The organism is Cryobacterium sp. TMT1-3 (genome assembly GCF_004402315.1).
In the GTDB taxonomy this organism is placed as follows: domain Bacteria; phylum Actinomycetota; class Actinomycetes; order Actinomycetales; family Microbacteriaceae; genus Cryobacterium; species Cryobacterium luteum.
Window position 1 is genome coordinate 243,719 of record NZ_SOFW01000040.1, and the last position, 25,731, is coordinate 269,449.

The window sequence follows — 25,731 nt, forward strand, 5'->3', positions numbered from 1 at the left end:
GTTTCGCGGGTAGCCGCTTCCGGTCTTGGCGTATTTCCTGAATTAGCCACGCGGGGACCCGCCAAACGGATGCTCAGCGCGGCCATATCTGCTGCCGGAGCGGGGGCTACTCGGCGCGGGAGACGGTGACCATTTCGTCGCGGTCGACGACCTTGATGCGGGTGCGGCCAGCCGCCTCGCCGAGCGCGAGCTCGTGCTGGTCGAGGTTGTGCCAGCCGTCGAGGCCGGTGTAGCGAACGCCGCGAGCATCGAGCAGCGCCACGATGCTCTCCTCCGACGGCGATTCGGGGCGCCACCAGTTGCCGAGGTCGTTGATCAGGTGCTTGATCGTCTCCATCGCGTCGCTCTTGGTGTGGCCGATCAGGCCCACCGGGCCGCGCTTGATCCACCCGGTCGCGTAGACGCCGTACATCTGCTGGTTGAACAGCCCGCCGGTGCCGGCCGAAGGGTCGCGGCGCAGTACCTGGCCCTCGCGGTTGGGAATCACGCCACGCTTCTTGTCGAACGGCACGTCGGGTAGTTCCGACCCGAAGTAGCCGACCGCCCGATACACCGCCTGCACCGGGATCTCGCGAATCTCACCGGTACCGACAACGCCGCCGGCGGCGTCCGTTCTGGTGCGTTCCCACCGAAAAGCACCGACCCGGCCAGTGCCGTCATCGACGATTTCGACGGGCTTGGCGAAGAAATGCAGGTGCAGCCGGCGGCTGGCCGTGCCGGTCTCGCGGGCGCGCCACTGATTCAGCGTCTTGTCAATCACGAAAACCTGCTTATTGCTGGCCACGGCAGCCTGGGCGGCCTCGTCGTAGTCGAAGTCCTCGTCGTAGACGATCATGTCCACGTCATTCAGCTCGCCGAGCTCGCGCAGTTCCAGCGGCGTGAACTTGACGGATGTCGGTCCGCGGCGTCCGAAAACGTGCACGTCGGTCACCGGTGACGCCTTCAGCCCGTCATAGACGTTCGCGGGAATCTCGGTCGGAAGCAGGTCGTCGGCGTGCTTGATGAGCATGCGGGATACGTCGAGGGCAACGTTGCCGTTGCCGATCACGGCGACCTCACGGGCCGAAAGGGGCCAGGTGCGCGGCACGTCGGGGTGCCCGTCAAACCAGCTGACGAAGTCGGCGGCGCCGTAGGAACCGTCAAGGGACGCACCCGGAATGTTGAGGTCTGCGTCCTGCACGGCACCGGTCGCGAAAATGACCGCGTTGTAGTGCTTCTTGAGGTCGTCAAGCGTGAGGTCCACGCCGAACCGCACGTTGCCGAACACGCGAATGTCGCCGCTGTCGAGCACACCGCGCAGCGCGGTGATGATGCCCTTGATGCGGGGGTGATCGGGGGCGACGCCGTAGCGCACCAGTCCGTACGGCGCCGGCAGGTGGTCGAACAGGTCGATCGAAACCTCGAAGTTGCGCTCGGACTTGAGCAGAATGTCGGCGGCGTAGATGCCGGCCGGACCTGCGCCGACGATGGCCAGTCTCAATTTGGTCACGAAAGATTCCTTACTGGGCGAACCATCGGGTCCAGGCCCTGGCCAGCTCTCGAATGGCGTCTAGCTGGAACGCTCGACGATGGACTCGGCAAATCGGGTGAGGGCTTTCTTGACCGAGCCGTTCGGCAGCGGACCGAGGGCCGCGACCGCGTCGCGGGCCCAGCCGTGTGCCTCGGCAAGGGTTTCGGCGGTGACGGCGTGCTCGCGCAGCGCGGTGATCGCCGCATCAGCGGCCTCGCCCTGCTCAGCACCGTCCGTCATAACGTCGCGTTCCAGCCGTTCCAGCAGATCAGCGGATGCCCCGTCGCTGACGGCGCGTTCCCGCAGCCGCAGCAGTGGCAGCGTGACGACTCCGGCGCGGAGGTCCGTTCCCGGCACCTTACCGGTCTCCTGCGGCTGCGGGGAGAGGTCGAGCACATCGTCGATGAGTTGAAAGGCCACACCGATCTTCTCGCCGAAGTCCACGACGGGCTGCTCGTACTCAGCCGGGGCGTTCGAGAACACCACGCCGCCCTGGGCGGCGGCGGCGATCAGCGAACCGGTCTTGCCGGCGAGCACCTGTATGTAGTGTTCGACCGGGTCCGCGCCGGCCCGGGGGCCGACCGTCTCCTGGAACTGGCCGAGCACGAGGCGCTCGAAGGTGGTTGCCTGCAGTTTGATGGCACGTTCGCCCAGGCGGGCCATCAGCTGGCTGGCGCGGGCGAACAGCAGATCGCCGGTGAGGATGGCGACGGAGTTGCCCCACACCGTTTGTGCGCTGGGCACCCCGCGGCGTTTGTCGGCGTCGTCCATGACGTCGTCGTGATAGAGCGAGGCGAGGTGGGTCAGTTCGATGGCCGACGCCGCGGTCACGACATCGGGCACCACACCGTCGCCGAGGTGCGCGGTGAGCAGCGCGAGCATGGGACGCACTCGTTTGCCGCCGGCGTTGAGCAGGTACCGGCTGGTGACAGTGGCGATTTCGTTGGCGTAGACGAGCTCATTGAGGAGTGCCGCTTCGACCTGTTCGATGCCGGCGTCGATGTTCGCCGCCAGGCCGCGGTCGGCGGAAGTGGAGAAAATACGTTCGCCGAGGCCCGCTTGGCTGGTCACCGACGCGCTGCGTCGCGTCACGGGGGCTCTGGATTTCACGTAAGTAAGCCTATCGAGTCGGTCAGGGCTTGGTACCGCGGTGCAGGGCCACGATGCCGAGCGTGAGATTGCGGTAGGCGACGGCAGAATATCCGGCCGAGCGCAGCCATCCGCTCAGTACCGGCTGGGTCGGCCAGGCCGCGATGGATTCGCCGAGGTAGTCGTAGGCTTCGGCGTTCGATGAGGCCAGCCGAACAACCCGCGGCATGACGTGGTTGAGGTAGGCGAAGTAGCTCTGGCGCACGAGCGTCAGCGGCGGTGTCGAAAACTCGCAGATGACGACGCGGCCGCCGGGCTTGGTCACCCGGTAGAACTCGGCGAGAGCTTTCTTCGGTTCGACCACGTTGCGCAGCCCGAACGAAATGGTGACGGCGTCGAACTCGTTGTCCTTGAATGGCAACGCGGTGGCGTCGGCTTGCACGAACTCGATGTTCGCGTTGTGCGCGTGCCGGGCCTGGCCGACCTCGATCATGCCGGCCGAGAAGTCGGCGGCGATGACGTGGGCACCGCTGCGCGCGAGGGCGGCGCTGGAGGTTCCGGTGCCGGCGGCGATGTCGAGGATGCGTTCGCCCGCCTGCGGATTGACCGCCTTGGTCGTTGCGAGGCGCCAGAGCGACGCGTTGCCAACCGACAGCAACGCGTTCGTGCGGTCATAGTGGGCGGCGACCTCGTCGAACATGGCAGCCACCTGCGCGGGCCGTTTGTTCAGGTCTGCTCTATTCACCCCATCATTCTAGGTTGCGTGGGCCCGCCGAACCTGCACAGTTGCCGGGGCCCGCATTCGCGTGGCCGCAGTGGCGCGGGCGTAGGCTGTACAGGTGAATGTGCAGGCCTTGACGGTCGAAACCTCCCCGATAGCCGATATCCGCCAACTGATTCTGCTGCTCGACGGCCGCGCGCCCCTGCTCTGGATGCGTCGTAACCAGGGCCTGGCCGGCATCGGCTGCGCGCTGCGACTGGAATTCTCCGGCCCCACCCGTATGACGGACGCCGCGGCCGCGTGGAAACAGGTCGTCGCGCTGGCCACCGTGACCGACCCGCTGACCCGCACCGGCACCGGGCTGCTCGCTTTCGGTGCGTTCGCTTTCGACGAGTCCTCCGCCGAGGCCAGCGTGCTGATCGTGCCCGAGATCATCGTGGGCCGAGAAGACGGACAGTGCTGGGTGACGCGCATCTGGGCGACGGGCGAGAACGCCCCGGAGCAATCGATGGCAAAGGACCCGCTCGTGCTGCATCCGCTCGGCGACGAGTATCGCATCGCGCTGCTGCCGGGCGCACTGCCTCCAGACGACTTTCGCACAGCGGTCAGTTCGGGCATCGAGCGTATTCGGGCCCAGCAGGTCAACAAGGTCGTGCTCGCCCGCGACCTGGTCGGGCGGGTGCCGGCCGAGTCCGACCTGCGCCGCGCCATCACGAAGCTCGCGCTCGGCTATCCGGACTGCTGGACCTACGCCGTCGACGGACTGATCGGATCGAGCCCGGAAACCCTCATTAGGGCTGACCACGGTTCGGTCAACGCCCGCGTTCTCGCCGGCACGATCTCGCGGGGAGCGGATGCTGAGGACGACCGCGAGGCCGCCCTCACCCTCGCGACCTCGTCGAAGGACGGCGACGAGCACGAATTCGCCGTGCAGAGCGTGCTGAAGTCGTTGCGACCGCACACCTCGGTGCTGGCGACGAGCGAGATTCCCTTCACCGTGAAACTGCCGAACCTCTGGCACCTGGCGACCGATCTGGAGGGCACCCTGAGTGACGGGTCGACCTCTCTCGACCTGATCGCCGCGCTGCATCCCACTGCTGCGGTCGCCGGCACCCCCACCGACACGGCGTTGAGCCTCATTCGCGAGCTCGAACCCTTCGACCGTGGCCGCTATGCCGGCCCGGTCGGGTGGGTCGGCGCCGACGGCGACGGAGAATGGGCGATCGCCCTGCGCTGCGCCCAGGTGGCTCCGACCGGCGGCATCACGGCGTACGCCGGCTGTGGCATCGTTCTCGAATCCGACCCGGAACGCGAGCTGGCCGAGACGAAGATGAAGTTTCGCCCGATCGTCGAGGCCTTCGGCTGACGACCTAGTGTCCTGCGTCGGGAGTTCGTTGTAGAAGTCGTTTGAGGGATTCGAGGATTTGTTCTGCGGATTTGGTCCAGATGAATGGCTTTGGGGTTTCGTTCCATGCTTTCGCCCAGTTGCGGACGTCGGCTTCGAGCGCTTGAACGCTCCGGTGGTCGCAACGCTGGAGGAGATCAGCGGTGACGTAAGCGAAGAAGCGTTCTACCTGGTTGATCCAGGACGAATACGTCGGGGTGAAGTGCATGGTGAAACGGGGGTGGGCTTCGAGCCAGTGCTTGATCGTGGGGCTTTTGTGAGTGCTGTAGTTGTCGCAGACCAGATGCACGGCCAACTCGTCAGGGACGTCGGCGTTGATCTTGTTCAGGAACTTCTGGAACTCGAGCGAGCGGCGCCGGCGATGAATGCTGGAGACAACGGTGCCGTCAGCGGTGTTAAAGGCGGCGAAGGGGCTGGTCGTGCCATGACACAGCTGCTCCCGTTCCTCATCGGTAAGAATCAGCTCACTCTTTGGGCATCCAGTTCGTGACATAACTCAATCTCGCTACGTGCTGAAATGCTCCGGATGCGACCACCCGACAGTGGGACGCAACCCAGCTCGGCGGGCGCCTGAGTTCCCGGCTCGGGGATCGGTCTGAGGCGTCTTCCGAAGTTGGTCACCCTGGAGAAGCAGGTTCGATGACGATCCTCTCCGTCGTAATTCCCAGCTATAACGAAAAGCACCACTAGTCGCAACCTCGGGACCTTTGGCCCTGTGAGCTGAGAAGTCCGTGCATCAGGCTGATTCCACGAGGCTGAACTTACCGCTTCATGGCCATCTCAGGCTTTGAACACGATCGCTTCCGGGCACTGCAATTAGCTTCGGTCCGCAGCCAGACAAGAGAAAAGAAACTGCAATGAGAACCGATGAACGCGCAGTGAGAACGCCAGGCGAAGTGCGAATACCAGACGATCTGCAGCTCACCCAGATTTCCGACGGCGAATGGAGAGTCAGTGACGGACGGGTGCCCTGGGACAGTCCTTTCTCACTCATCGGTTTCATCAGTCTGAACGCAGACCAGTACGAGGTGCTGGAGTTCGGTGATCCCATGCGCACGTTCGTTGTCGGCTCTATGGCAGAGGCCGAATCGATATTCACCCCGCCAGCCGGTGATGTCACGCAAGGCAAGCTGGCACGAGACCCACGACGCCTGGACAAGCGCCTCGAACGCGTGCTGCCACAGTGGACACCCGTGAACTCGGTCTCGTGCACAGCCAGGGCTGACGCAGGGGCCTCAGCGAACCGTTAGCAGCGAGAACTCCAACGAGTCCTCGCCGTCTACCTCGGATACTTCCAGGTAAATCACACCCGCAGTGGCAGATGAACAGTGATAAGAGAAATGGCTGGCGCAAAATGGGCAGGCGCGGAATAAGTCTGATCGGGATCGTGTATCTGGTTATCGGGGTAGTGGTCGCTGCCAACCAGAGTTATCTCGTGGCATGGAACGTTCCCGGCAACATTCTGGAAGGCATGGCGGCGATTGTGCTCTGGCCTTTTGTGGCCTTCTTCGGGGTCGATCTGCACACCTTGATCGCATAGGGACCCGAAATTTACACTCCTGACGGGCCTTCACTGTTCGGGGTGAAACAGCTTTCCCGGACGTGACCCTTGACCGAACCATCGGGTGAGCGCACAGGCCAACGTTTGGCAGGCAACGACACAGCAACGGCGACGAGTATTCGCTCGCCCCGACAGGTAAGAAGAGGAGAACCCCGTGGGACACGAAAAAACTCAAACTTCCCCGTCCGACATCGACCTTCCGCTCACTCAACCGATCGACATCACAGGACTCATTCAAGAACAGAATGGCGACGGCGGAATTCGTCAAGGCGAATGAGGCCCTGTGGGCGTTCATCACGTAAGTCACTCGGGCGCGATGGGGTATGCCGCCGCACAGGGCTGGCGCTCGCGACGGGGCTGACCTAAGTGGAGAGTGCACCCAACCGCGCCCCCTGACAATGGAGTGAACCTTGCCCGCATTCGATCCGGATCTGGAAGAGGTTCACGTTCGCGAGCATCCCCTGCGCCGACCCGGAAACTCTTAGCGTGTTATTTATTCCGTTTCGTGAGCTGACCCCCTCTACGTCGACAAGGACAGCCTCAAGGCCCTACGTCCCAAGCGCCTATCTTTACCTATGCACATTAGGGCTTTACCTAATGTGTGTAGACTGGCGTGATGAAGCGCATCCCTCTCACCGCGACGGTGATCATCGCCGAGGCCGCAGACCTGGCCGACGAGACCGGCTTCGACGACGTCACCCTGTCGGCGATCGCGCTGAGGCTTAGCGTGCAGACGCCCAGCCTCTATTCGCATGTCCGCGACCGTGCGGCGCTGCTGGACGGGATCACCGCGCTCGCACTGTCGGAGCTCGCTGACCGTGTGGCGGTGGCGATTGCCGGTCGAGCCGGTCGGCTTGCGCTCCGCGGCTTCGCTGAGGCGCACCGGGTGTACTCGCTGGAGTCGCCGGGTCGCTGGCAGTCCCTTCAGCGGCGCGCCGGCACTGCCGCTGTGGAGTCCAGCGCCGCGCGGTGCTTCGTCGCGCTGACCGACGCCCTGCTCCTGGGCTATGACTTGCCGCCGGGGGAGCGAGTGCACGCCACCCGACTGATCGGCAGCACCATTAACGGCTTCCTCGCCCTCGAGCGCATCGGCAGCTTCGATCACAGCGAACCCCCACCCGAGGTGTCCTGGCGCACGACCCTCGACGCTCTTGACGCCCTCCTGCGGGCATGGCCTACCGACACGGAAAAGATCCATCGATGATCACCACCTCCCTCACCGCACAGTTCCTCCATGGCGCAGCCGAGGTGGAGACGACCGCCCGTGGTGTCCGCCCGCATCGTCTGCCAGCGTGGGTGCGCACGCAGTTCCCCGACCCGCAGTTGCTGATGATGGAAGGCCAGCCCTCCGGAGTGCGCCTGGCGATGTCCACCGCGGCGCGGACCATCCACCTCGTCTTTCACCCCTCGAGGCTCACTTACCTGGGCGCGGACCGTCCCCGAGGCAGCATCGACCTGGTGGTCAACGGCGACCTCGTCGCGAGCGACCTGCTCGACGACGGCGACGTCATTGAGGCTGACCTCCAGACCGGAGCCACGAGTTCTCGACCGGGCACGACTCACACCACGATCTTCAGCAAGTTGCCCGAGGGCGACAAGCTCGTCGAGATCTGGTTACCACACAACGAGTCCATCGAGCTGATTGAGCTGCGGACCGACGATCCGGTGAGCCCGGTCAAGTCGACACGTCCCGTCTGGATCCACCACGGCAGCTCGATCAGCCACGGCTCGAACGCGAGCACTCCAACCCAGATCTGGCCGGCGGTCTCCGCGCGGCTCGGCGGCGTCGAGCTGCGGAACCTCGGATTCGGAGGCGGTGCACTCGTCGACCCGTTCCTCGCCCGCGTGATCCGCGACGCTCCGGCCGATCTCATCAGCGTCAAGCTCGGGATTAACGTCGTGAACCTCGACTCGATGCGGCTCCGTGCGTTCGTGCCCGCCGTGCACGGATTCCTCGACACGATCCGCGACGGGCACCCCACCACCCCGCTCGTGCTCATCTCGCCGATCTTCTGCGCCATCCACGAGGACACCCCCGGCCCGGGCGCCGTCGACCTGGACACCCTCGGCACCGACCAGGTCCGCTTCATCGCCACCGGCCACAGCGAAAGCCAGCAGCAAGGGCGCCTCACCCTGCGCGTCATCCGCGACGCCCTGACGTCACTTGTCCAACGCTGGACCGACGATCCGAACCTGCACTACTTGGACGGGACCACTCTGTACGGCGAGCAGGACACCGCTGAGCATCCGCTGTCCGACGCGTTGCACCCCGATACCGCCACCCACCGGCTCATCGGCGAGCGATTTGCCGAGTACGCCTTCACACGAACCGGACCGTTCGCCCCACACTGAAACATGTGGGGCGGTCGGCCCCTGTGGGTGCTCGTCGGGCAGAGGAGACCTGAGCTCGCAGACCAGACGAAACCAGGCGCTTCTATCCGCCAGCACGCTCGGCCCATCGGCTCCCGATTCACCATGCGACGCGATCAGGTATAGCGGGCATCAGACAGCGCGCGAACATCCTGTTTGCCGTGGACGCGGGCGCACAGAGTCAGTGCGCTCGGGCCGTGGGGCTGGTCAATGTGCGGAGAGCGGCCAGCCATGATTGTCACCAACGCACGGGTCGATCCGATGACCGACGGGCCCGGTGCCCGTGGCGAGATAGAGACCACAGCTGCCCACGAGCACCGCCGCACCATGCTTTCCTGGGCCGGGCCGCGGCGGCCTGAGGCTGATCAGCGACATGCTTGGAGTGCGACGGTGGTCGCGCTCACCCGTGAGTGACTGTATAGTCACTCACATGTCCTCCCTCAGCACCGCAGAAGAGCGTGTCCCGGTCGTCACCGCCAGCGCGGTGCGGGAGTTCGCGAGCGGTGGGTACCGCGGCACGACGATCGCGGACGTGGCCCGCGACGCCCGCATCTCGCCCGCCTACGTGTTCAAGCTGTTCCCCAGCAAGGAGCGCCTGTTCGTCGCCGCACTCGCGGACTGCTTCCGACAGATCGTCGAGACACTCAGCATGGGGGCCGACGAGGCCGAAGACACGAGCTCGGACGGCATCCTGGACGCGATGGGCGGCGCTTATGCGGAGCTCATCAGCGACCGTTCGCTCCTCATGCTTCAGGTCCACGCGCAGTCGGTCGCGAACATCCCGGAGATCGGGCAGGCGCTCCGCATTGGCATGGCCTCGGTCGTCCGGCTGGCCAAGTCCCGGTCCGGAGCAAGCGACGACGCCGTCCAGCGTTTCGTCGCCTACGGGCAGTTGTGCCACCTGATCGTCACAACCGGCATCGACGACGTTCCCGACGAGTGGGCGTCGATCCTCTCCGCCGGCATCCGACACCCTCGCTGATCACAGTCCTCCACAACCACCGCACAACATCGTTAGTGAGTGAACACACACTCTATTTCCAAATGAAGGATCTTATGTCCACTCAATCCATCCTCGCTCCAGCGTCGCGCCGCACCCCGCGCTCCGTTTTCGTCTCCGCCTGGGCCGTACCGGTCCTCGTGCTTGGCCAGTTCTCGATGCTCGCCATCGTGCCGGTCGTCCTCGTCCTCGTCGGCACCCTGCGCCACCCGGGACTGCGACCGCTGCGCCCGTACAGCGCTGCCCTCGCCGCCATCTACGCGACCCCGCTCGTCATCTAGATCTTGCGCCCCGACGGTGCCGAGAGCCTGTCCAAAGACATGCACCCGGTGTTCATCGTCCTTTTGGTGGCGGTCGCAGCCGCGCTGCTCGTGAAGCTCCACACCCGCAAGCGCTGACCCCTACAACCCCGAAGGAGAAACCATGACCACCCGAACGCGTGTGACCGAAGTCGTGATGCCCGGCCTGATCGAGCCCGACGGCCTGCTGATCCAGGATCGTGATCTGCCCGCTCCTGCGACGGGTCAGGTGCTAGTCCGGGTCGAGGCGACCGGAGTGTCCTTCGCCGAGCAGCAGATGCGTCGTGGGAAGTACTACGACCAGCCACCGTTCCCGTTCGTCCCGGGCTACGACTTCGTCGGCACTGTCGAGGCGACCGGCGAGGGCGTCGACCCGGCGATGGTCGGCGCTCGCGTGGCCGCCGTGGTCAAGATCGGCGCTTGGGCCACGCACGTGCTGACCGACGCTACTCACCTGGTGCCCGTACCCGGAGGCATCGACCCAGCGGACGCCGAGACGCTCATCGTTAACGGGATCACGGCCTGGCAGATGCTCCACACGATCGCGAAGGTGCAATGTGGCCAGAGGATAGTGGTGCTCGGCGCGAACGGCGGCGTCGGGTCGACGCTCGTGCAGCTTGCCGCTGACGCTGGCATCACGGTCATCGGCACCGCCGCGACCCGCCACCACGACCATGTCCGGAGCCTGGGTGCCACACCCGTCGATTACCGCGCTCCCGACCTTCCGGCGCGCCTGCGCAGCCTCGCGCCCGACGGTGTCGACGCGGTGTTCGACCACGTCGGCGGGCCGGGGATCCAGGATTCCTGGCGGCTGCTGCGCCGGGGAGGGACGCTCGTCTCGTACGGCAGCGCGGCGACCAAGGACGACCTGGGCAAGTCGCAGCTGCCCGTCCTCGTCCTCGTCGGACGTCTCCTGGTATGGAACCTCCTGCCCAACGGTCGACGGGCACACTTCTACAACTTATGGGCCGGTCACCGCCGCCCCACGCGCTTCTACCGCCGCCTGCGTGACGACCTGACGCAGGTGCTCGAGCGGCTTGCCGCCGGCACCCTCGCGCCGCAGGTCGCCGCGCGACTCCCGCTCGTCGAGGCCGGACGCGCGCTGGAACTCGCGGAGTCCCACACGGTGGCCGGCAAGGTGGTGCTGGTGCCCTGAGGCCTGCCGCGCGAACTCGTACCGGCGGGCCAGGCGCTCTCCCGTGAGGGAGTTGGCGATGTGCACAGTTCGGCCCGCGGGCACGCCCGCAGACCCTCTCTGACTTCGGGCGTGAATCCTGGCGACGTCAATGGGCTCGTTGCAGGGTCTGGTGCGTCTGTGAATGCTGACGTCCGGTGGGAGAGTTGGCGGTGTTCTGTGCTCGGGTGTTGGCGAGGCGGCAGGAGTCGATGCCGGTTTCGAAGATGTTGCCTCCGAAGGTGGGTTGGTCGACGATCGCGCGGCAACCGACTTGTTATCTAGCCCTTCAGCGCAGCCAAGGATGATCCGGGACCGCAACGCCAACGCCTGCGCCGACGTCGGTCGCCGTGACCAGCGCAGAAGCTGCTCCCGTTCCTCATCGGTAAGAATCAGCTCACTCTTGGGGCATCCAGTTCGTGACATAACTCAATATTGCATTTAAGCAACTAAATTACGACGCAAGACACTAGATGTTCAAGACGAGCGACGCCGACAGCGAGCGGGAGACGCAGGGGTACATCACACCGAGAGCATCCTTCTCGGCATCATCGAGTACCGAGTCCAGATGTTCCGGCGTGCCCTCGACCACCCGTACCTCACAGGTACCGCAGATTCCCTTGCGGCAGGAGCCGAGAATGGGCACGCCGTGGGATTCCAGGGCGTCGAGCAGGCTCTCCTCGGCAGGGACGGTGAAGTCCAGGCGGCTCTTGCGGCAGGCGACCTGGATCGGTGCGGCTGGCCTGGCTGAGCGCTCGAGGGGAACGAACCGCTCGAGGTGCAGTCGCCCGGCCGGCACTCGTGCCGCCACCGCGTTCATGAGGGACTCCGGTCCGCAGCAGTAGACCTGTGCCGTGACCGTGCCGAGAATGACGTCCAGGTCGAGCCCGCCGACGTTCTCGTCGCTCGCGTGCACGATCATCCGCTGGGGGTACTCTGCTTCGAGTTCGGCCACGAAGGCCATGGTCTGTCGGCTGCGCCCGGCGTAGACGAGCCGCCAGGCCCGCCCCGCCGGGAGCGATTGGATCATGGCCGTGATCGGCGTGATGCCGATCCCGCCCGCGATGAAGAGATAGTCGGCGGCCGGTTCCAGTTCGAAATGGTTCATCGGCCCCGAGACGGGCAGGCTCATTCCCGGCACGAGATTCTCGTGAATCCACGAGCTGCCACCCGACGACTGACTGGTGCGCAACACCGCCACGTCGTACTGGTTGCGGTTGGCCGGGTCACCACAGAGCGAATACTGCTTCTGCAGGCCGTTCGGCAGGTGCAGGGTCACGTGTGAGCCCGGCTGCCAGACCGGCAGCATCCCGCCGTCCGGCAGTTTCAAGCGGATGCCGACGATCCCGTGCGCAAGCCCGGTCGCGCTGGCAACGACCATGGTGCGCGGAACCGGCTGCACGGGGGCCCCGCCGGGTGCGGCATCCGCTTGCCGGGCTGAACCGCTGCGTTTACCGGCGATGATGCGCAAAATGACGGCCAGCGCAGCTAACAAGATGAGCGCGATCGAGACGATTCTGTACCAGAGCGACCCTACATCGGTGCCGGTGAATCCGGCGTGGAACGACACCAGCAGCAGGGTGGCGTAGCTCGCGTAGTGCAGGCCTTTCCAGAATTTTCGCGGCAGCCGCTTGAGCATGAGCGAGGAGCCCTGAACGGCGACGAGCAGGTAGAACGCGAGTATACCCAGGGCGACCGGCAGCGGTTTGAATGCTGTGGCGAACGGCACGAGTACTTCGGCCACGGTGAAGGACAGCCAGGAATCGATCATGAGCGACACCATGTGCAAGCCGACCATGACGAGGGACGTGCCGCCCAGGTAGCCGTGCAGGTCCTGCAGCCAGGCCGGGTTGTCGACCCGGCGCATCACCCGGGTCGAGAGCAGGATTCCCCAGAGCACCGAGGTGGTCAGGAGTGCCCAGGCGATCATGGCACTCGCGCGGGAGACGTACCACCAGAGGTGCGGATCATTCATCGGTACAGGTTCCAGTTCTCGGAGGCCGCGAGGGCGCCCGTGTGATCGACGACCAGGCCGGCGGCGCCGACCGTCGGCAGCCAGGCGAGATAGTCGGCGGTGGGCCGGAGAAATCCCGGTTTGGTGAGGGTTTCGGCGCGAGCGCCGGTGGACGCGATGACCGACACGGTTTGCACCCGGGTGGCCGCACTGTCGTGGGTGCGCGGGTCGAGAAGGTGGTGATGCTCTCCGGCCGTCGTCGTGAAGCGGCGCTTGCGCTGGCTCGACGTGGCCAGTGCCCCCGTACCGAGACGGACGATGGCACAGTGGCTCGCCGGGTTCAACGGGTCCTCGACTCCCAGCCGCCAGGCCTGCCCGTCTGCTCCCTGTCCGCAAACGGCGATGTCGCCGCCGATCTCGGCGAGTGCACCCCAGGCACCCTCGTTCATGGCCAGTTCGCAGACGAGGTCAGCGGTCAGGCCCTTGCCGATGCCGCCCGCGTCCAGTGTCGTGCCGCGCGGGAGCCGTACCGTTGTTCCGTCAATGTGGATTCCGGCCAGGTCGCCCGGCGAGCGCGCGCTCTCCGGTAAGCGGGTCACCCGGCGCGGGTCAATGGCCGACGATGAATACCCGGCCGCGAGCAGGTCGGGCAGCAGCGTGGGATCATAGTCGCCGCGGGTCAGCTCGCAACCGGACTGCATGGCTCGAATGAGGCGCACGGTCAGCGGGTCGACGTCGACCGCACGTCCTTCGGCCCAGTTCAATCGCGTGATGTCACTATCGTTCACGAATCGGCTCCAGAGCTGCTCCAGGCAGTCAGCGAGCGCGAACGTCGCATCGAGCAGGGCAGCGGATGCCCCCACCAACGTGATTCCACAGCTGCCGCCCATCAGCGGCTCGCGGCGGGAGAGCGTTTCCGGCCGGGCCCCCGTTCCGGCATAGCCGGCCCGAACGGCGTCGCGGGCGATGGCCTGAGGAGTGAAGGTACGCGAGGCCATGCTAGCCGCCGGACCCTCCGGACGAGGCCGCGACAGGCGCCGGAGCGGGTGCCGGTGCCGGAGGAGCAGGCGCGGGAGCGGGAGCAGGTGCCGCAGCGGGAGCCGGAGCAACGGCAACCGGCACAGCTGCTGCGGGTACCGACACCGCCGGCGCTGCGGCCGGCGCGGGTGCGGCGACAACCGGCGCGGGCACTACCTCCGGAGCGGGCACGGCCGGTGCACTGGTCGCCGGGGCGACAGCCACGGGAACGACCGCGGGGGCGGCGACTCCGGCCGGTGTGGTCCCCGTGCTGGCCAGCGTCACCTCATCGGCTGCCGCGCCGATCTGAAATCCGGCGACCATTCCCACGAGCGCGAGCGCGCTCGCCGCCCCGGTGATGTTGCGTGCGTGATGGGCTGGCCGACGGCGCTTAGTCATCATCGTCGTCGCTCTCATCCTCGTGCGCGGAATCATCCTGCGCGAAGTCATCGTCCTGCGAGGAATCGTCATCGTCGTCGTACGCTCCCGAGGCGCCAGATCCCCCCGACGTGCCGGCAACGGGCGCGGTTGCAGCCGGTGCGGGTGCCGCAGCGGGTGCCGGGCTCGAGTCGTCCCCGGCGAATTCTGCGGCGGTACCGGCCGCCGGCACAGCGGTGCTCGCGCCGGCCGGTCGAGGCGCCAGCGGCGTCCAGGTCGCGCCGACATCAGCGGTGGGCGGCGGCGCGGGCACGGCCGGCGGCGTAGCGGTCGGCGTGGATATCGGTTCGAGCACGGTGGTGGCCTGGCCGACCAGTCCGACGGGAGCGTTGGTCAGTGTGTCCGAGTTGACGGCCATCGCCGCGCCGGCCGTTCCGAGTACCCCAACAACCGAGAGCACCATCATCGTTTTTGATTTCATGATTCGAGACTACGAAATCGTCGGTAAACATCGGCCCGGAGTAGATCCAAGATTTGTCCAAGAAATCAGCGCGGGTCTGGTCGCGGCTATCTGCCACTCGCCGGGCCGCCAGACTAGGGTCATGCGAGTTCTAGTGATCGAGGATGACGCGGCCGTCGCGGACGGCCTCATCGACGGGCTCAGCTACGCCAACTTCGAGACCCTCCGTGTCGCCACCGGAACGGCTGGGCTGGCCGCAGTGGATTCCTTTCGCCCCGACATCATTCTGCTCGACCTGGGCCTGCCCGATCTGGACGGTACCGACGTCTGCCGGGCCATCCGCTTAAAGGAACAGACCCCGATCATCGTCGTGAGCGCGCGGGACGACGAAATGGATCGGGTGATCGCCCTCGAAATCGGTGCCGACGACTACGTCGTGAAACCGTTTGGCATGCGCGAGCTGGTCGCCCGCATCCGCGCGGTGTCGCGCCGCACCGGCACCACCGAAACGGATGCCCCACCCGCCACCGAGCGCCGCTTCGGCCCGCTCCTCATCGACACCAGAGCCCAGCGCGTGCTGCTTGGCGGCAGCCCTGTCCACCTCACCGCGAAGGAATTTGACCTGCTCGTGTACCTCTCGGATGACCCAGGTGCCGCGCTGCGCCGAGCCGAAATCCTGCACGATGTGTGGGACACCAACTGGTACGGCACGACCAAGACCCTCGACGCCCATATCGCGGCGATCCGCAAGAAACTCGGTGACCCCGGCTGGATTCAGTCGGTGCGTGGCGTCGGTTTTCGCTTCGAGCAGCCGGCCGAGCCGCGCTCATGAAGTGGCGGCTGATGGCGGCGTTCATCGCGGTCACCCTGCTCATGTTGCTCGTGCAGGACGTGCCGCTGAGCACGTACCTGCGCACGGTCGAACGCGACCGCATCATCACGTCCCTTGAACGCGACGCGTTCGTGCTCGCTGGCCGCAGTGAGGAGGCGCTGGAATCGGCGATCACCGATGATGACGCGGGCCTGGCCGCTCTCGCTCGCACCTACCGCGACGCTGGGGGCGCGCGGGTCGTCATCGTGAACACGGCCGGAACGGCGATCGCCACGAGTGACGACGACCAGTCCAGCATCGGCAGCGACTACGCTTCCCGCCCTGAGATCACCGGCGCCCTCGGTGGCCAGATCATGTCGGGAAGTCGGTATTCCGACACCCTTCAGGTGGAGCTGCTCTACGTGACCGTCCCCGTGTTCAGCGGCGACGAAGTCTACGGTGCGGTGCGCCTGACCTATCCGGAACAGGTCGTCGACGACGCCGTCAACGACCAGATCCGCATGCTCGGAATCGTCGCCTTGACCACGGTGCTGCTCGCGGGCATCGTCGGTTACATCTTCTCGACCTCGGTCACGCGTCGGCTCAAGCTCTTGAAGGATGCCACCGAGCGACTGTCCAACGGCGATCTGAGCGCCCGGGCGGATGAGTCCGGCGGCGCCCCGGAACTGCGCTCCCTGTCCCGCTCGTTCAATATCATGGCCGAACGCCTCGACACCCTGCTGCAGGAACAACGACGCTTCGCAGCGGATGCCTCCCATCAGCTGCGCACGCCCCTCACCGCCCTGCGCCTCAAGCTGGAACGCGCCGGAAGCCTGGTATCCACCGACCCGGCGGGCGCTGCCGTTCGGCTGGCAGCCGCCGAAGCTGAAGCCGACCGCCTCGGTACGATCGTCGAGGGACTGCTGCTGCTCAGCCGCACCGAGGGCCGGTCGGCGCCACTGATGACCGTCGACCTGGCGGAGATTGCTCGTGAACGGGTGGAGCAGTGGCAGGCGCTCGCCCAGGAGTCGGCCGTCACGATTCGTTATGACGGTCCGCTCACAGCGTCGGTCTCGGCGGTCTCCACAGCCGTCGAACAGATACTCGACAACTACGTCGACAATGCGCTCTCAGTCAGCCCGGGCACAAGCACGATCATCGTGCGCGTCACCTCCGCTGTGCCCGTTGCGCGGGTTGACCGTGCGGTACGGCAGCTGGGCCCGGCGCCACTCGAGACGGTGCAACTCGAGGTACTCGATGAAGGCCCAGGCCTGAGCGTCGAGGACTGCTCCCGTGCATTCGACCGGTTCTGGCGTGCACGTTCCGACAGCGCGGGGAGCGGCCTCGGCCTCGCCATCGTCGCGCAGCTGGCCAAAGCCAGCCGTGCCACGGTGGCCCTGGCCCCCCGTGGCACGGGCGGGCTCGCCGCCTCCGCCACGTTCACGGCCGCCGGTCCAGCCCGCGAGGGCGCGTGAATGGGAACTCCGCGGCTACCTCCAGCGCCAGGAATCGACGGCCGCGGCGATGATCTCCTCGCCGTTGTCCTCGGGAATAACGAAGGAGACCACGAAGAATTTCACTGGCTCGTCGGCAGACTGGTAGGTGTCCGGTGCGAAGACGGTGAGGAACGCCTTGGTCCGGGTGTTCTCTGCGGTGCTGATCAGGCGGGTGAGGTTGGCGTCGACGCCGTCGAGGGTAACAGCCTCCTTCAGGCTCGTGACCTCGCCGGCCTCGGGAAAGTAACTCTGGTTCAGAAACTCGACCATGTCGTCGAGGCTGCCGCTCGGAGCCCATTCGTCGGTGCTGGCCACCGACACCGGTTCCACCAGCACGCTGCCCAGGATGCTGCCCACCCCGGTCTTATGGATGACACCGTCGGCGTCGCGTTCACCCCACAGTTCCAGGGAGGTGATGCAGCCCTCCGTCTTCTCAGCGGATTGGTTGTTGAGGTAATCGCCCGGCCCGTTGAAGGAGTAGCAGGGAGTGATGACGGGTTGGGCATCGGTGAGTACGGCCGTGCCGATTCCCGATTTCACCAGCGCAACCACGATCACAGCGGTCACCAGCACGTTGGCCACCACGGCCAGGGACGACCCGATCAGGCCCGCGAGACCGAACGATTTGCCGCCGGGTCGGCGCAGAGCCACGATGCCGAGGATGATGCCGGCGATCCCCAGGAGCAACCCGAGAATCGGGATCCAGCCGGTGACGAAGGCGCTGATACCGACGATGAGGGCCGCGAGCACGATGCCGCCGCGACGTCGCGGTGGGCTCGGCACGGGAAACTGACCGGGGAACTGCTCGGCCAGGCCGGCGGTCTGAGGTTGTCCCTGGGGTGAGTCGATGGTCATCTGGGCCTCCCGGCATCCGTTTACGTTAACGGTACCCATTCGCACGAATGCGGTTACTTGCCCCGGCGAATCTGTGGATTACTCGATGGCCGAGCCAAAACTACCGAACGAGCGGAACCTCAAGGATTGCAGGTCGGGTATGGACACCGGTGAGGGCGCGCTCGAGGTCGCTGCGGGTGGCGGCCAGCTCGTAGTCCCAGCCGTAGGCTGTGGCGAGCGCCTTGAGGTCGACGCTGCGCGGGGTGTACAGCACGCGCTCCATCGCCGCGGGCGGGGCGGTTGCGGCAACCTCAAGGCCGTCGAAGATGCTGCCGCCGCCGTCGACGCCCACGATCACCTGAACCCTTGGCCTGGGCTCTCCCGGGGCGAGCAGCAGAGACCCGACGTCGTGCAAAAAAGTGAGATCGCCCAGCAACACCCGAGTCACCCCGACCGAGCGCGGCTCCGGTTCGGCCTGGCTCGCGAGCGCCACACCGAGTGCCGTCGCGATGGTGCCGTCGATACCGGCCAGTCCACGGTTGGCCAGCACGGTGATCTTCTTACCGAGCACGCGCTTGTCAGCCTCGCGAATGAGCCGGGAGGCGCCGAGCACGAGCCGGTCGTGCGGCCACGACGCCCGCCACACCGCGTCGACGAGCAGCGCCCGAGTCAGCGGGGCGCGCAGCACGGCCAGTTCAGGGCGGGTTATGCCGCGTTTGTCGATCGGTACCCGTTCCGCGCTCGCCTCTGCCTCCGATAGCGCCCGGCTGGTCATGACCCAGCGGCCCAGCCACTCGCGGCCGGCCGGCGTGCGCGAGGCCGCAGCGCACGCCGCATCCGCTCCGATCGAGCGGGTGAAGGCTCGTACGACGTGGCCGGGGTTGTACCATTCGAATCCGGTCGGGGCGACAACGATGGTCTCGACACCGTCGCGTGCGATGAGGGCCGGTATCTCACGGCTGAGGGTGGGGTGGCCGAACACGATGACGCGTTCAACCTGACCGCCGAGATCGATGGCAGCGAGCAGTTCCCGGTAGTGCACGATCAGGTTCGGTCCGAATCGGGCGCCGCTCGACACCTCGGCGAGCAACGGCCAGCCGCCGGCATAGGCGAGCTCTTCGGCCGCTGGACCGGCACCGTCACCGGCCACGACGACCGTGCGCGGTCCCGGCGCAAGCAGCATCGTCGGCTCGTCGGTCGGCCCGGAAGCAGCGCGGGCAACCGGCGTCAGCACGGTCAGCCCCATCGGCAGTGCCGACGACAGCGGCTCGCGAAAGGCCAGGTTCAGTTGCGCGGGGCCGGGAGCCGTGGTCGCGGCGCCGGTGGCGGCATCCATTGCCTGCCGCGCGAGCGCCGTGGCGATTTCGGCCTCATCGGGTTCACCGACCGGAGCGGGAACATCCAGGCACAGCCGCGTGGCAACCCCGAACAGGCCCGCCTGCACGGTGGTCTGATTCGAGCGGATGCCGCGCAGCTCGGACGGGCGGTCCGCCGTGAGCAGGATCATCGGCACCCCGGCGTGGTGTGCTTCGAGCACGGCCGGGTGGAGGTTGGCGACAGCGGTTCCCGAGGTCACCACGACGAGGGCGGGCAGACCGGTTTCGAGCGCGAGGCCGACGCTGAGAAAACCGGCGCTGCGCTCGTCGGTACGCACATGCAAGCGGATGCTGCCGGTTCGTTCCAGTTCAGCCGCCGCCAAGGCGAGGGCCTGCGATCGTGCGCCGGGGCAGAGCACCAGATCACGCACTCCGAGTCGAACGAATTCGTTCAGGAGGGCGATGCTGAAATCGGTCGCCGGGCTAGTACGGGTTGGGTTTACAACGGTATTCTCAGGCATCCCGACGGCCAGGCTGCTCGCCATCGCCCGGTTCGCTCTTCTTCTTTTTCGGGTCGACGCCAGCCGTGTCGGCAGCGCCAGCGGCACCACCCTTTTTCGGTGTCGGGTCGTTCTTGTCGAGATCAGCGAGGTCCTGCTCCATGCGACGGATGCGTTCCTGCTGGTCCTTCTCGTTGAATGGGCGGTTTTCTCCGGTAGCGGTGGTAACGCTGCCGCCGCTGTTCAACCCGCGCAGAAAATCCAGATCGTCATCAGGAGCGACCGATCGGAAGGATCGGGTAGTCGGCGTGGCCCGACCATGGCCGACGAGCAACCAGAGCAGCGGGCCGATCAGCGGAACCAGCACGATGACGAAAATCCAGACCCAGCGGGGCAATCCGCGAATGCGTTTGCGGTCAAAAACGGCGCAGTCCACGAGGGTGTAGACCGTGAGAATGACCAGGGCCAGTCCTAGTCCGATCAAGAGCTTGGGCATATCCCGATTGTAAGCCGCTTGGCCGTGAGAGACATGTGCGGATGCCCAGCCGCGGCATTCTAAGCTGGATCCATGAAATCCGTGCCCCCGTGGCTGTACTACTCCGTGCTGCGCGTCTTGATGTTTGCCGTTCCGCTGGCGATTCTGCTGTCCCTGGGATTCTGGCCGTGGGCTGCGGCCGTGATCGCCGCCCTGCTCGGACTGTGCCTGTCCTACCTTTTTCTGGGCAAGTCCCGCGAGAGCGTTGCCCGTGACCTGTACCGGGCCCGGCACCCCGACAGGGAGCCGGTGAACCCGGATTCCGAGGTCGAGGATCTGGCTCTGAATACGCAGGAACAGACCGGCTCAGAACGCGAAAGCAAGTCCCAGTAGCAGGCCGTAGGCGAGCGCCGCGAGGCTCGTCAGCTTCAGTGCGAGGATGAGCTCCTTCGCCGACGTCGCGGTGATCGTGATGAGGCAGGCCGGCAGCGCCAGCAGCAGCACGAAGAACGTGAAAATTCCGAGCGGATAAAACACGCTGAAGAACCCGGCGATCACGAACGGCAGCAGCAGAAAGACGCAGAACACGACCCGGGAGGCCGTGCTGCCGATCCGCACTGCGAGGGTGCGCTTGCCGGCGGCCTTGTCGGGAACGATGTCGCGCAGGTTGTTGACCATGAGCACCGCGCACGCGATCAGCCCAATGGCCACACCACCGAGCACGCTTTCGGTCGTGAATTCACCGACCTGCACATAAGTCGTGCCGGCGGTGGCGACCAGACCGAAGAACACGAACACGAACAGTTCGCCCAGTCCCAGGTAGCCGTAGGGCTTCTTGCCGCCGGTGTAGAACCACGCAGCGGCGAGAGCGACCACGCCAACGGCCAGGAGCCACCAGTATTGCGTCAGCACGACGAGGGTCACTCCCCCGACGGCAGCAAGGCCGAAAAAGACGAGGGCAACGCGCAGCACGGTACGCGGGTTCGCAACGCCGCCGCCGGTGAGTCTGGCCGGTCCGACGCGAAAGGCATCGGTGCCGCGAATGCCGTCGGAGTAGTCGTTGGCGTAGTTGACGCCGATTTGCAGCAGCAGTGCAATGGCGAGCGCGAGGAGCGCGCGTACCGGGTGATAAATGCCGGGGCCGCTCGCGACGATAGCAGCACCGGTGCCGACCAGGACCGGAGCGACGGCGAGCGGCAGGGTGCGCAATCGTGCGCCCGAGATCCAGTCGGCGGCGGTGGCCGGCTTGACCGCGGCCGGTCCCTTGCGCGGCGGGCCATTCTTGAAGGCCGGATGTCCTGACTTGCCGCTGGTCCTGGTGCCGGCATCAGCACCGGACAGCTTCGCCGCGGGGTTCAATCGTTGTTGTTTGGGCCTGACCGGCCGAGCTCCTTGTGCCACGCCCCCATCGTACTGTCCAGCGCCGGATCGGCCTGCGCAAGACTGGCCGCAGCACCAGCCAGCGCGCGGCGATCGGGTTTGCCCGAAGCCAGCAGCACGATCTCCGGCACTCGCACGATGCGTGCAGGCCGTGCCGCACGTCCCAGCAGCGCCACAACGGATGCCGCGAGCCCCCCCTCGATGGCTCCCCCGGCCACCACGATGACCGGCACCTGCCCCCACCTCTCGTCGTCGACGCCGACCACGACGGCCTGCTCGAACCCCGGATACACGCGCACAATCCGTTCGACGGCATCGAGCGACACCTTCTCGCCGCCCGAAATGATCACGTTATCGGCGCGGCCGAGCACCGTGACGCCGCCACTCTGCGGATCGACCTCGCCGAGGTCGCCGGTGCGATACCAGCGCACGCCGTGCTCCAGCAGAAAGCGGTCAGCAGTGCGCGCCGCATCGTCGAGGTAGCCCTCGGCGAGCACCGAACCCGACAGTTCGAGCTGCCCGTCGACGACACGAATGAGGGTGTCCCCGATCGCAACACCGTTGTAGACGCAACCGCCGGCGGTTTCCGACGACCCGTAGGTGCGTACGACGCGCACGTCGAGTTCGGCCGCCCTCGATATGAGTTCAGGTTGGATCATTTGCCCGCCGACCAGAATCGCGGTGAAGCGACGCAGCACGGCCAACAGGGCCGGGTCATCCGCTGCGTCGAGCAGGCGGGCCAGCTGCACCGGAACCAGCGCGGTGTAGCGCAGCGGTTCGGTCATGGTCTCGGCCAGCCGCCGAAAATCCTGCGGGTCGAAGTGGCCAGGCGCCAGCACGAGAGGGGTGGTCTCGGCGGCGATGGACCGCACGAGCACCTGCACCCCGGCGATATAGTGCACGGGCAGCGCCAAGAGCCATTGTCCGGCTCCGCCGAGGGCCACGGCCGAGGCTGCAGCGCCGGCGAGCAGCGCGTTGGTGGAGAGCATGACCCGCTTGGGCGTGCCGGTCGACCCCGAGGTCTCGATCACCACGGCGACGCGTTTCGGCACGGCCCCGAGGTGCGTTCTCGCGTCGGGTTCCGCCGCGCCGGCACCGACTGGCACCGGAAGCACGGCCGGCCCGCTTCCGGCCAGCGCATCCCGTAGCACGGCCAGAAAGTCGAGCGGATGCTCCGGCGCGAGCACCCGAAGCGGCCTCACGAGCGCCCGCCCACGTCAGTACTGCCAGGGATACGGCGACCAGTCGGGTTCGCGCTTCTCCAGGAACGAGTCCCGCCCCTCGACGGCCTCGTCGGTGCCGTAGGCCAGCCGGGTCGCCTCGCCGGCAAACACCTGCTGGCCGACCAGGCCGTCGTCCACAGCGTTGAAAGCAAATTTGAGCATCCGAATGGCGGTGGGCGACTTGGTCAAAATCTCGCGGGCCCAGTCCAGCGCGACCGTCTCGAGCTCGGCATGCGGAACGACCGCGTTGATCGCGCCCATCTCCAGGGCGCGCTGGGCCGAATACTCCCGTGCCAGAAAGAACACCTCGCGGGCGGCCTTCTGGCCGACCTGGCGGGCAAAATAGGCGCTGCCGTATCCGGCGTCGAAGGAACCGACGTCGGCATCCGTTTGCTTGAATTTGCCGTGTTCGGCGCTCGCGATGCTCAGGTCGCAGACCACGTGCAGCGAGTGTCCCCCGCCTGCTGCCCAGCCGGGTATGACGGCGATGACCACCTTGGGCATGAAACGGATGAGCCGCTGCACTTCCAGAATATGCAGGCGTCCCGCCCGCCCCGAGTCGATACCCGACGCGGTGTCCCCCTCGGCGTACTTATAGCCGTCGCGGCCCCGAATGCGCTGGTCTCCGCCGGAACAGAAGGCCCAGCCACCGTCTTTGGCGCTCGGCCCGTTGCCGGTGAGCAGTACGACGCCGATCTTCGAGTTGGTGCGCGCGTCGTCCAGAGCCGCGAACAACTCATCGACGGTGCGGGGCCGGAAGGCATTGCGCACTTCGGGCCGATCGAACGCGATGCGGGCGATCCGACCGCTGCGATCGTGGTGGTAGGTGAGATCGGTGAGATTCTCGAAGCCCGCAACGGCCTTCCATTGGCTTGCGTCGAAGATTTCGGATACCTGTTCGCTCATGCTGTCAGCCTACGCGGGGCCGGGGCGCTGTCTCCAACTCATAAGAAAGACGATTGAGAAGACGAAAAAACCTCAGGTACTGTGGACCAAGCAAGAAGTCAACCCCTTGCCATCCACCCCGTTCGGGGGTGTACTAATGACTTGGAAAGTACGGGGAGGTCGCCATGAAAACCACACACGGCAGCACGATCAACTGCGGGGGCGCACACTCATGACGACCACCGTTCAGGAATCCCGCACCGCATCGCCCCGCCGAGCCGCCGTGCCGGGCAATTACAACGCCGCGTCAACGGATGCGTTCGGAGACTACCTGCGGCGCATCGGCAAGGGGAGCCTGCTCAATGCCGAGCAGGAAGTCGACCTGGCTCGCCGCATCGAGGTGGGGCTGTTCGCCGAGGCTCGACTACTGAAGGTCGAAGGCGCGGCCACGCGGGATTCGGCCGACGCGCGCGAGCTGGCCTGGCTGGTGCACGACGGGCGCCGCGCCAAGAACCAGTTCATCGAAGCCAACCTGCGTTTGGTTGTGAGCATCGCCAAGCACTATTCCGGTCGTGGCGTGCCCATCATGGACCTCGTGCAGGACGGCAATATGGGACTCGTCCGTGCCGTCGAGAAATACGACTTCATGACCGGCTACAAGTTTTCGACCTACGCCACCTGGTGGATTCGACAGGCCATCCACCGCGGCATGGCCGACAAGTCGCGCATGATCCGCATCCCGGTGCATACCGCCGAGAAGCTCAACAAGATCAAGCGCATCCGGCGCGACCTCACGAGCGTGCTCGACCGTGATCCCACGGCACGCGAGATCGGTGAAGCCGCCCAGCTTCCCGTGCGAGACGTGCTTCGGCTGCTGCAATACGACAACGAGCCGATTTCCCTGCACACCCCGGTCGGTGACGGCGCCGGCGACATGGCCGAGCTCATCATCGACGATGACCTTCCCCAGCCCGACGAACATGCCACGCTGACCCTGCGGGCCGCCGACATCCGCTATTTTCTCGATACCCTGCCACCGCGGGAACGTTCCATCCTGCGGGCACGGTTCGGCCTCGACGGTAATGAGCCGCGCACCCTCGACCAGATCGCCCACATTGAGGGAGTCACCAGGGAGCGGGTGCGACAGATTGAAAAGCGTGCGCTGGCGCTGCTGCACGTACCGAGGTTGGAGCATTACCTGCGGGACTGAACGCCAGCCACATCGATTGCACGCGAGCAGGAGCGAGACATGGGAAAACTGACCTACGACTCGACCCTCACCGCGGACTTCGACGATCGCATCCTGGCTCATATCCAGGTCGTCATCGGTGCCAAACTGCGCCGCGGCGAATCGTTCTATTTCAGCTGGCGCGACGACCCGCAGGCCGGGGACGGGCGCAGCACGATCTGGTTGCACCCCGGCATTTCCATCGCCTATAAATACTTCGGCAGTCGTTCGCCCACGCTCAACCGGGACTGGATCGAAGCACTCATGGCCACGGCCAATTCCTCCGTCGGATTACAGATCGTTCCGGAACCCCGCTCGCCGGCGTCACCATCCAGCTCCGCGAAGGACGAACTATGAACCGAATCGACATCGTCTACGGCGGCAAACCCTATTCGCTCGGCGGTCGTTCCATCGAATCCATTCAGGTCGAGATCGATGGGGCCCTCGCCGTCGGCCTGCCCTTCTGGTTGCGGGTGAATAGCGGCGAGGGTCGTTTCGAAGACGCCTACCTACTGATCGCCCCCGGCATTCCCGTGGCCATGGTCAACGTGAAACCGAACGGCGTCGACCACGACCATGACGGCGACGAATTGTATGAGCAGGACTAGGGCGAAGAGGATTAGTGCGGCGCTGGCCGTCTACCCA

The 25,731-nt window shown here is 66.0% G+C and carries 28 protein-coding genes; 14 read left to right on the plus strand and 14 right to left on the minus strand.

Annotated features, from left to right (window positions below; translation table 11 throughout):
- Positions 1–106 precede the first annotated feature (106 nt).
- The 3 genes from E3O25_RS15660 to ubiE are packed head-to-tail and all read right to left on the minus strand — an operon-like array spanning position 107 to position 3,344.
- Complete coding sequence (locus tag E3O25_RS15660; protein ID WP_092106425.1) at positions 107–1,489, minus strand: FAD-dependent oxidoreductase; 1,383 nt, start codon at positions 1,487–1,489, stop codon at positions 107–109.
- A 60-nt stretch (positions 1,490–1,549) separates the two neighbouring features.
- Positions 1,550–2,620 carry a polyprenyl synthetase family protein gene (locus E3O25_RS15665; protein ID WP_241983971.1) on the minus strand — a complete coding sequence of 357 codons (1,071 nt, stop codon included), beginning with the start codon at positions 2,618–2,620 and terminating at the stop codon, positions 1,550–1,552.
- A gap of 22 nt (positions 2,621–2,642) precedes the next feature.
- On the minus strand, positions 2,643–3,344 hold the full coding sequence (ubiE, locus tag E3O25_RS15670) for a bifunctional demethylmenaquinone methyltransferase/2-methoxy-6-polyprenyl-1,4-benzoquinol methylase UbiE (RefSeq protein ID WP_092106427.1): 702 nt from the start codon (positions 3,342–3,344) through the stop codon (positions 2,643–2,645).
- A 100-nt stretch (positions 3,345–3,444) separates the two neighbouring features.
- On the opposite strand from ubiE, the gene E3O25_RS15675 reads away from it, so the two are divergent.
- Entirely contained in the window at positions 3,445–4,686 is a 1,242-nt protein-coding gene (locus tag E3O25_RS15675; RefSeq protein ID WP_370448780.1) for an isochorismate synthase MenF, read from the plus strand.
- A 4-nt stretch (positions 4,687–4,690) separates the two neighbouring features.
- Here E3O25_RS15675 and E3O25_RS15680 read toward each other — a convergent pair whose 3' ends face one another.
- Entirely contained in the window at positions 4,691–5,218 is a 528-nt protein-coding gene (locus tag E3O25_RS15680) for an IS630 family transposase (RefSeq protein ID WP_134361601.1), read from the minus strand.
- Between the two features lie 364 nt (positions 5,219–5,582).
- On the opposite strand from E3O25_RS15680, the gene E3O25_RS15685 reads away from it, so the two are divergent.
- The 7 genes from E3O25_RS15685 to E3O25_RS15715 all read left to right on the plus strand — a co-directional run bounded on the left by E3O25_RS15685 (position 5,583) and on the right by E3O25_RS15715 (position 11,111).
- Entirely contained in the window at positions 5,583–5,975 is a 393-nt protein-coding gene (locus tag E3O25_RS15685) for a hypothetical protein (protein ID WP_092106433.1), read from the plus strand.
- 71 nt (positions 5,976–6,046) lie between these two features.
- Positions 6,047–6,265 (plus strand): hypothetical protein, encoded by a 219-nt coding sequence (locus E3O25_RS15690; RefSeq protein ID WP_134361602.1) that lies wholly within the window; start codon positions 6,047–6,049, stop codon positions 6,263–6,265.
- 637 nt (positions 6,266–6,902) lie between these two features.
- Positions 6,903–7,490: a TetR/AcrR family transcriptional regulator gene (locus tag E3O25_RS15695; RefSeq protein WP_092106437.1), complete on the plus strand. Its 588-nt coding sequence runs from the start codon at positions 6,903–6,905 to the stop codon at positions 7,488–7,490.
- A complete protein-coding gene (locus E3O25_RS15700) occupies positions 7,487–8,638 on the plus strand; it encodes an SGNH/GDSL hydrolase family protein (protein ID WP_134361603.1) in 1,152 nt (383 codons plus the stop codon). Before E3O25_RS15695 ends, E3O25_RS15700 begins: the two co-directional genes overlap by 4 nt.
- Positions 8,639–9,086: 448 nt before the next feature.
- Positions 9,087–9,638 carry a TetR/AcrR family transcriptional regulator gene (locus E3O25_RS15705; RefSeq protein WP_134361604.1) on the plus strand — a complete coding sequence of 184 codons (552 nt, stop codon included), beginning with the start codon at positions 9,087–9,089 and terminating at the stop codon, positions 9,636–9,638.
- Positions 9,639–9,712: 74 nt separating this feature from the next.
- Entirely contained in the window at positions 9,713–9,937 is a 225-nt protein-coding gene (locus E3O25_RS15710; protein WP_198411002.1) for a hypothetical protein, read from the plus strand.
- Positions 9,938–10,079: 142 nt separating this feature from the next.
- On the plus strand, positions 10,080–11,111 hold the full coding sequence (locus tag E3O25_RS15715) for a medium chain dehydrogenase/reductase family protein (RefSeq protein ID WP_134361605.1): 1,032 nt from the start codon (positions 10,080–10,082) through the stop codon (positions 11,109–11,111).
- Between the two features lie 487 nt (positions 11,112–11,598).
- On the opposite strand, the gene E3O25_RS17620 is transcribed toward E3O25_RS15715, so the two are convergent.
- From E3O25_RS17620 to E3O25_RS15745, 4 genes are read right to left on the minus strand one after another with little or no spacing between them, the layout of a single operon-like run.
- Positions 11,599–13,104: a 2Fe-2S iron-sulfur cluster-binding protein gene (locus E3O25_RS17620; protein ID WP_092106445.1), complete on the minus strand. Its 1,506-nt coding sequence runs from the start codon at positions 13,102–13,104 to the stop codon at positions 11,599–11,601.
- On the minus strand, positions 13,101–14,081 hold the full coding sequence (locus E3O25_RS15735) for an FAD:protein FMN transferase (RefSeq protein WP_134361606.1): 981 nt from the start codon (positions 14,079–14,081) through the stop codon (positions 13,101–13,103). The genes E3O25_RS17620 and E3O25_RS15735 overlap by 4 nt, the downstream gene beginning before the upstream one ends.
- A gap of 1 nt (position 14,082) precedes the next feature.
- A complete protein-coding gene (locus tag E3O25_RS17795) occupies positions 14,083–14,502 on the minus strand; it encodes a hypothetical protein (RefSeq protein WP_194085953.1) in 420 nt (139 codons plus the stop codon).
- On the minus strand, positions 14,492–14,959 hold the full coding sequence (locus tag E3O25_RS15745) for a hypothetical protein (RefSeq protein ID WP_134361607.1): 468 nt from the start codon (positions 14,957–14,959) through the stop codon (positions 14,492–14,494). The genes E3O25_RS17795 and E3O25_RS15745 overlap by 11 nt, the downstream gene beginning before the upstream one ends.
- Before the next feature lie 121 nt (positions 14,960–15,080).
- On the opposite strand from E3O25_RS15745, the gene E3O25_RS15750 reads away from it, so the two are divergent.
- Both E3O25_RS15750 and E3O25_RS15755 read left to right on the plus strand, forming a co-directional pair.
- Positions 15,081–15,770 carry a response regulator transcription factor gene (locus E3O25_RS15750; RefSeq protein ID WP_092106451.1) on the plus strand — a complete coding sequence of 230 codons (690 nt, stop codon included), beginning with the start codon at positions 15,081–15,083 and terminating at the stop codon, positions 15,768–15,770.
- On the plus strand, positions 15,767–17,224 hold the full coding sequence (locus tag E3O25_RS15755) for an ATP-binding protein (RefSeq protein ID WP_134361608.1): 1,458 nt from the start codon (positions 15,767–15,769) through the stop codon (positions 17,222–17,224). Before E3O25_RS15750 ends, E3O25_RS15755 begins: the two co-directional genes overlap by 4 nt.
- A 15-nt stretch (positions 17,225–17,239) precedes the next feature.
- Here the strand turns inward: E3O25_RS15755 and E3O25_RS15760 are convergent, their stop codons facing one another.
- The 3 genes from E3O25_RS15760 to E3O25_RS15770 form a co-directional block, all read right to left on the minus strand.
- Positions 17,240–18,100: a DUF4190 domain-containing protein gene (locus E3O25_RS15760; protein WP_134361609.1), complete on the minus strand. Its 861-nt coding sequence runs from the start codon at positions 18,098–18,100 to the stop codon at positions 17,240–17,242.
- Between the two features lie 100 nt (positions 18,101–18,200).
- Positions 18,201–19,916: a 2-succinyl-5-enolpyruvyl-6-hydroxy-3-cyclohexene-1-carboxylic-acid synthase gene (menD, locus tag E3O25_RS15765; RefSeq protein WP_174721749.1), complete on the minus strand. Its 1,716-nt coding sequence runs from the start codon at positions 19,914–19,916 to the stop codon at positions 18,201–18,203.
- Entirely contained in the window at positions 19,909–20,391 is a 483-nt protein-coding gene (locus E3O25_RS15770; RefSeq protein ID WP_092106459.1) for a PLD nuclease N-terminal domain-containing protein, read from the minus strand. Before E3O25_RS15770 ends, menD begins: the two co-directional genes overlap by 8 nt.
- A 72-nt stretch (positions 20,392–20,463) precedes the next feature.
- Here E3O25_RS15770 and E3O25_RS15775 point away from each other — a divergent pair, with 72 nt between their 5' ends.
- Entirely contained in the window at positions 20,464–20,763 is a 300-nt protein-coding gene (locus E3O25_RS15775) for a DUF4229 domain-containing protein (protein ID WP_092106461.1), read from the plus strand.
- Here E3O25_RS15775 and E3O25_RS15780 read toward each other — a convergent pair.
- The 3 genes from E3O25_RS15780 to E3O25_RS15790 are packed head-to-tail and all read right to left on the minus strand — an operon-like array spanning position 20,737 to position 23,879.
- Positions 20,737–21,729: a 1,4-dihydroxy-2-naphthoate polyprenyltransferase gene (locus E3O25_RS15780; RefSeq protein ID WP_370448775.1), complete on the minus strand. Its 993-nt coding sequence runs from the start codon at positions 21,727–21,729 to the stop codon at positions 20,737–20,739. The genes E3O25_RS15775 and E3O25_RS15780 overlap by 27 nt on opposite strands.
- Positions 21,726–22,952: an AMP-binding protein gene (locus E3O25_RS15785; RefSeq protein ID WP_174721750.1), complete on the minus strand. Its 1,227-nt coding sequence runs from the start codon at positions 22,950–22,952 to the stop codon at positions 21,726–21,728. The genes E3O25_RS15780 and E3O25_RS15785 overlap by 4 nt, the downstream gene beginning before the upstream one ends.
- Positions 22,953–22,967: 15 nt before the next feature.
- A complete protein-coding gene (locus E3O25_RS15790) occupies positions 22,968–23,879 on the minus strand; it encodes a 1,4-dihydroxy-2-naphthoyl-CoA synthase (RefSeq protein WP_134361611.1) in 912 nt (303 codons plus the stop codon).
- A 211-nt stretch (positions 23,880–24,090) separates the two neighbouring features.
- Between E3O25_RS15790 and E3O25_RS15795 the strand changes: the two genes are divergently transcribed.
- From E3O25_RS15795 to E3O25_RS15805, 3 genes are read left to right on the plus strand one after another with little or no spacing between them, the layout of a single operon-like run.
- Positions 24,091–25,068: an RNA polymerase sigma factor RpoD/SigA gene (locus E3O25_RS15795; RefSeq protein ID WP_134361612.1), complete on the plus strand. Its 978-nt coding sequence runs from the start codon at positions 24,091–24,093 to the stop codon at positions 25,066–25,068.
- Between the two features lie 39 nt (positions 25,069–25,107).
- The gene (locus E3O25_RS15800) at positions 25,108–25,443 is read left to right on the plus strand and encodes an ATP-dependent DNA ligase (RefSeq protein ID WP_092106467.1); all 336 of its coding nucleotides are present in this window, start codon (positions 25,108–25,110) and stop codon (positions 25,441–25,443) included.
- Complete coding sequence (locus E3O25_RS15805) at positions 25,440–25,694, plus strand: hypothetical protein (RefSeq protein ID WP_092106469.1); 255 nt, start codon at positions 25,440–25,442, stop codon at positions 25,692–25,694. The genes E3O25_RS15800 and E3O25_RS15805 overlap by 4 nt, the downstream gene beginning before the upstream one ends.
- Positions 25,695–25,731 lie beyond the last annotated feature (37 nt).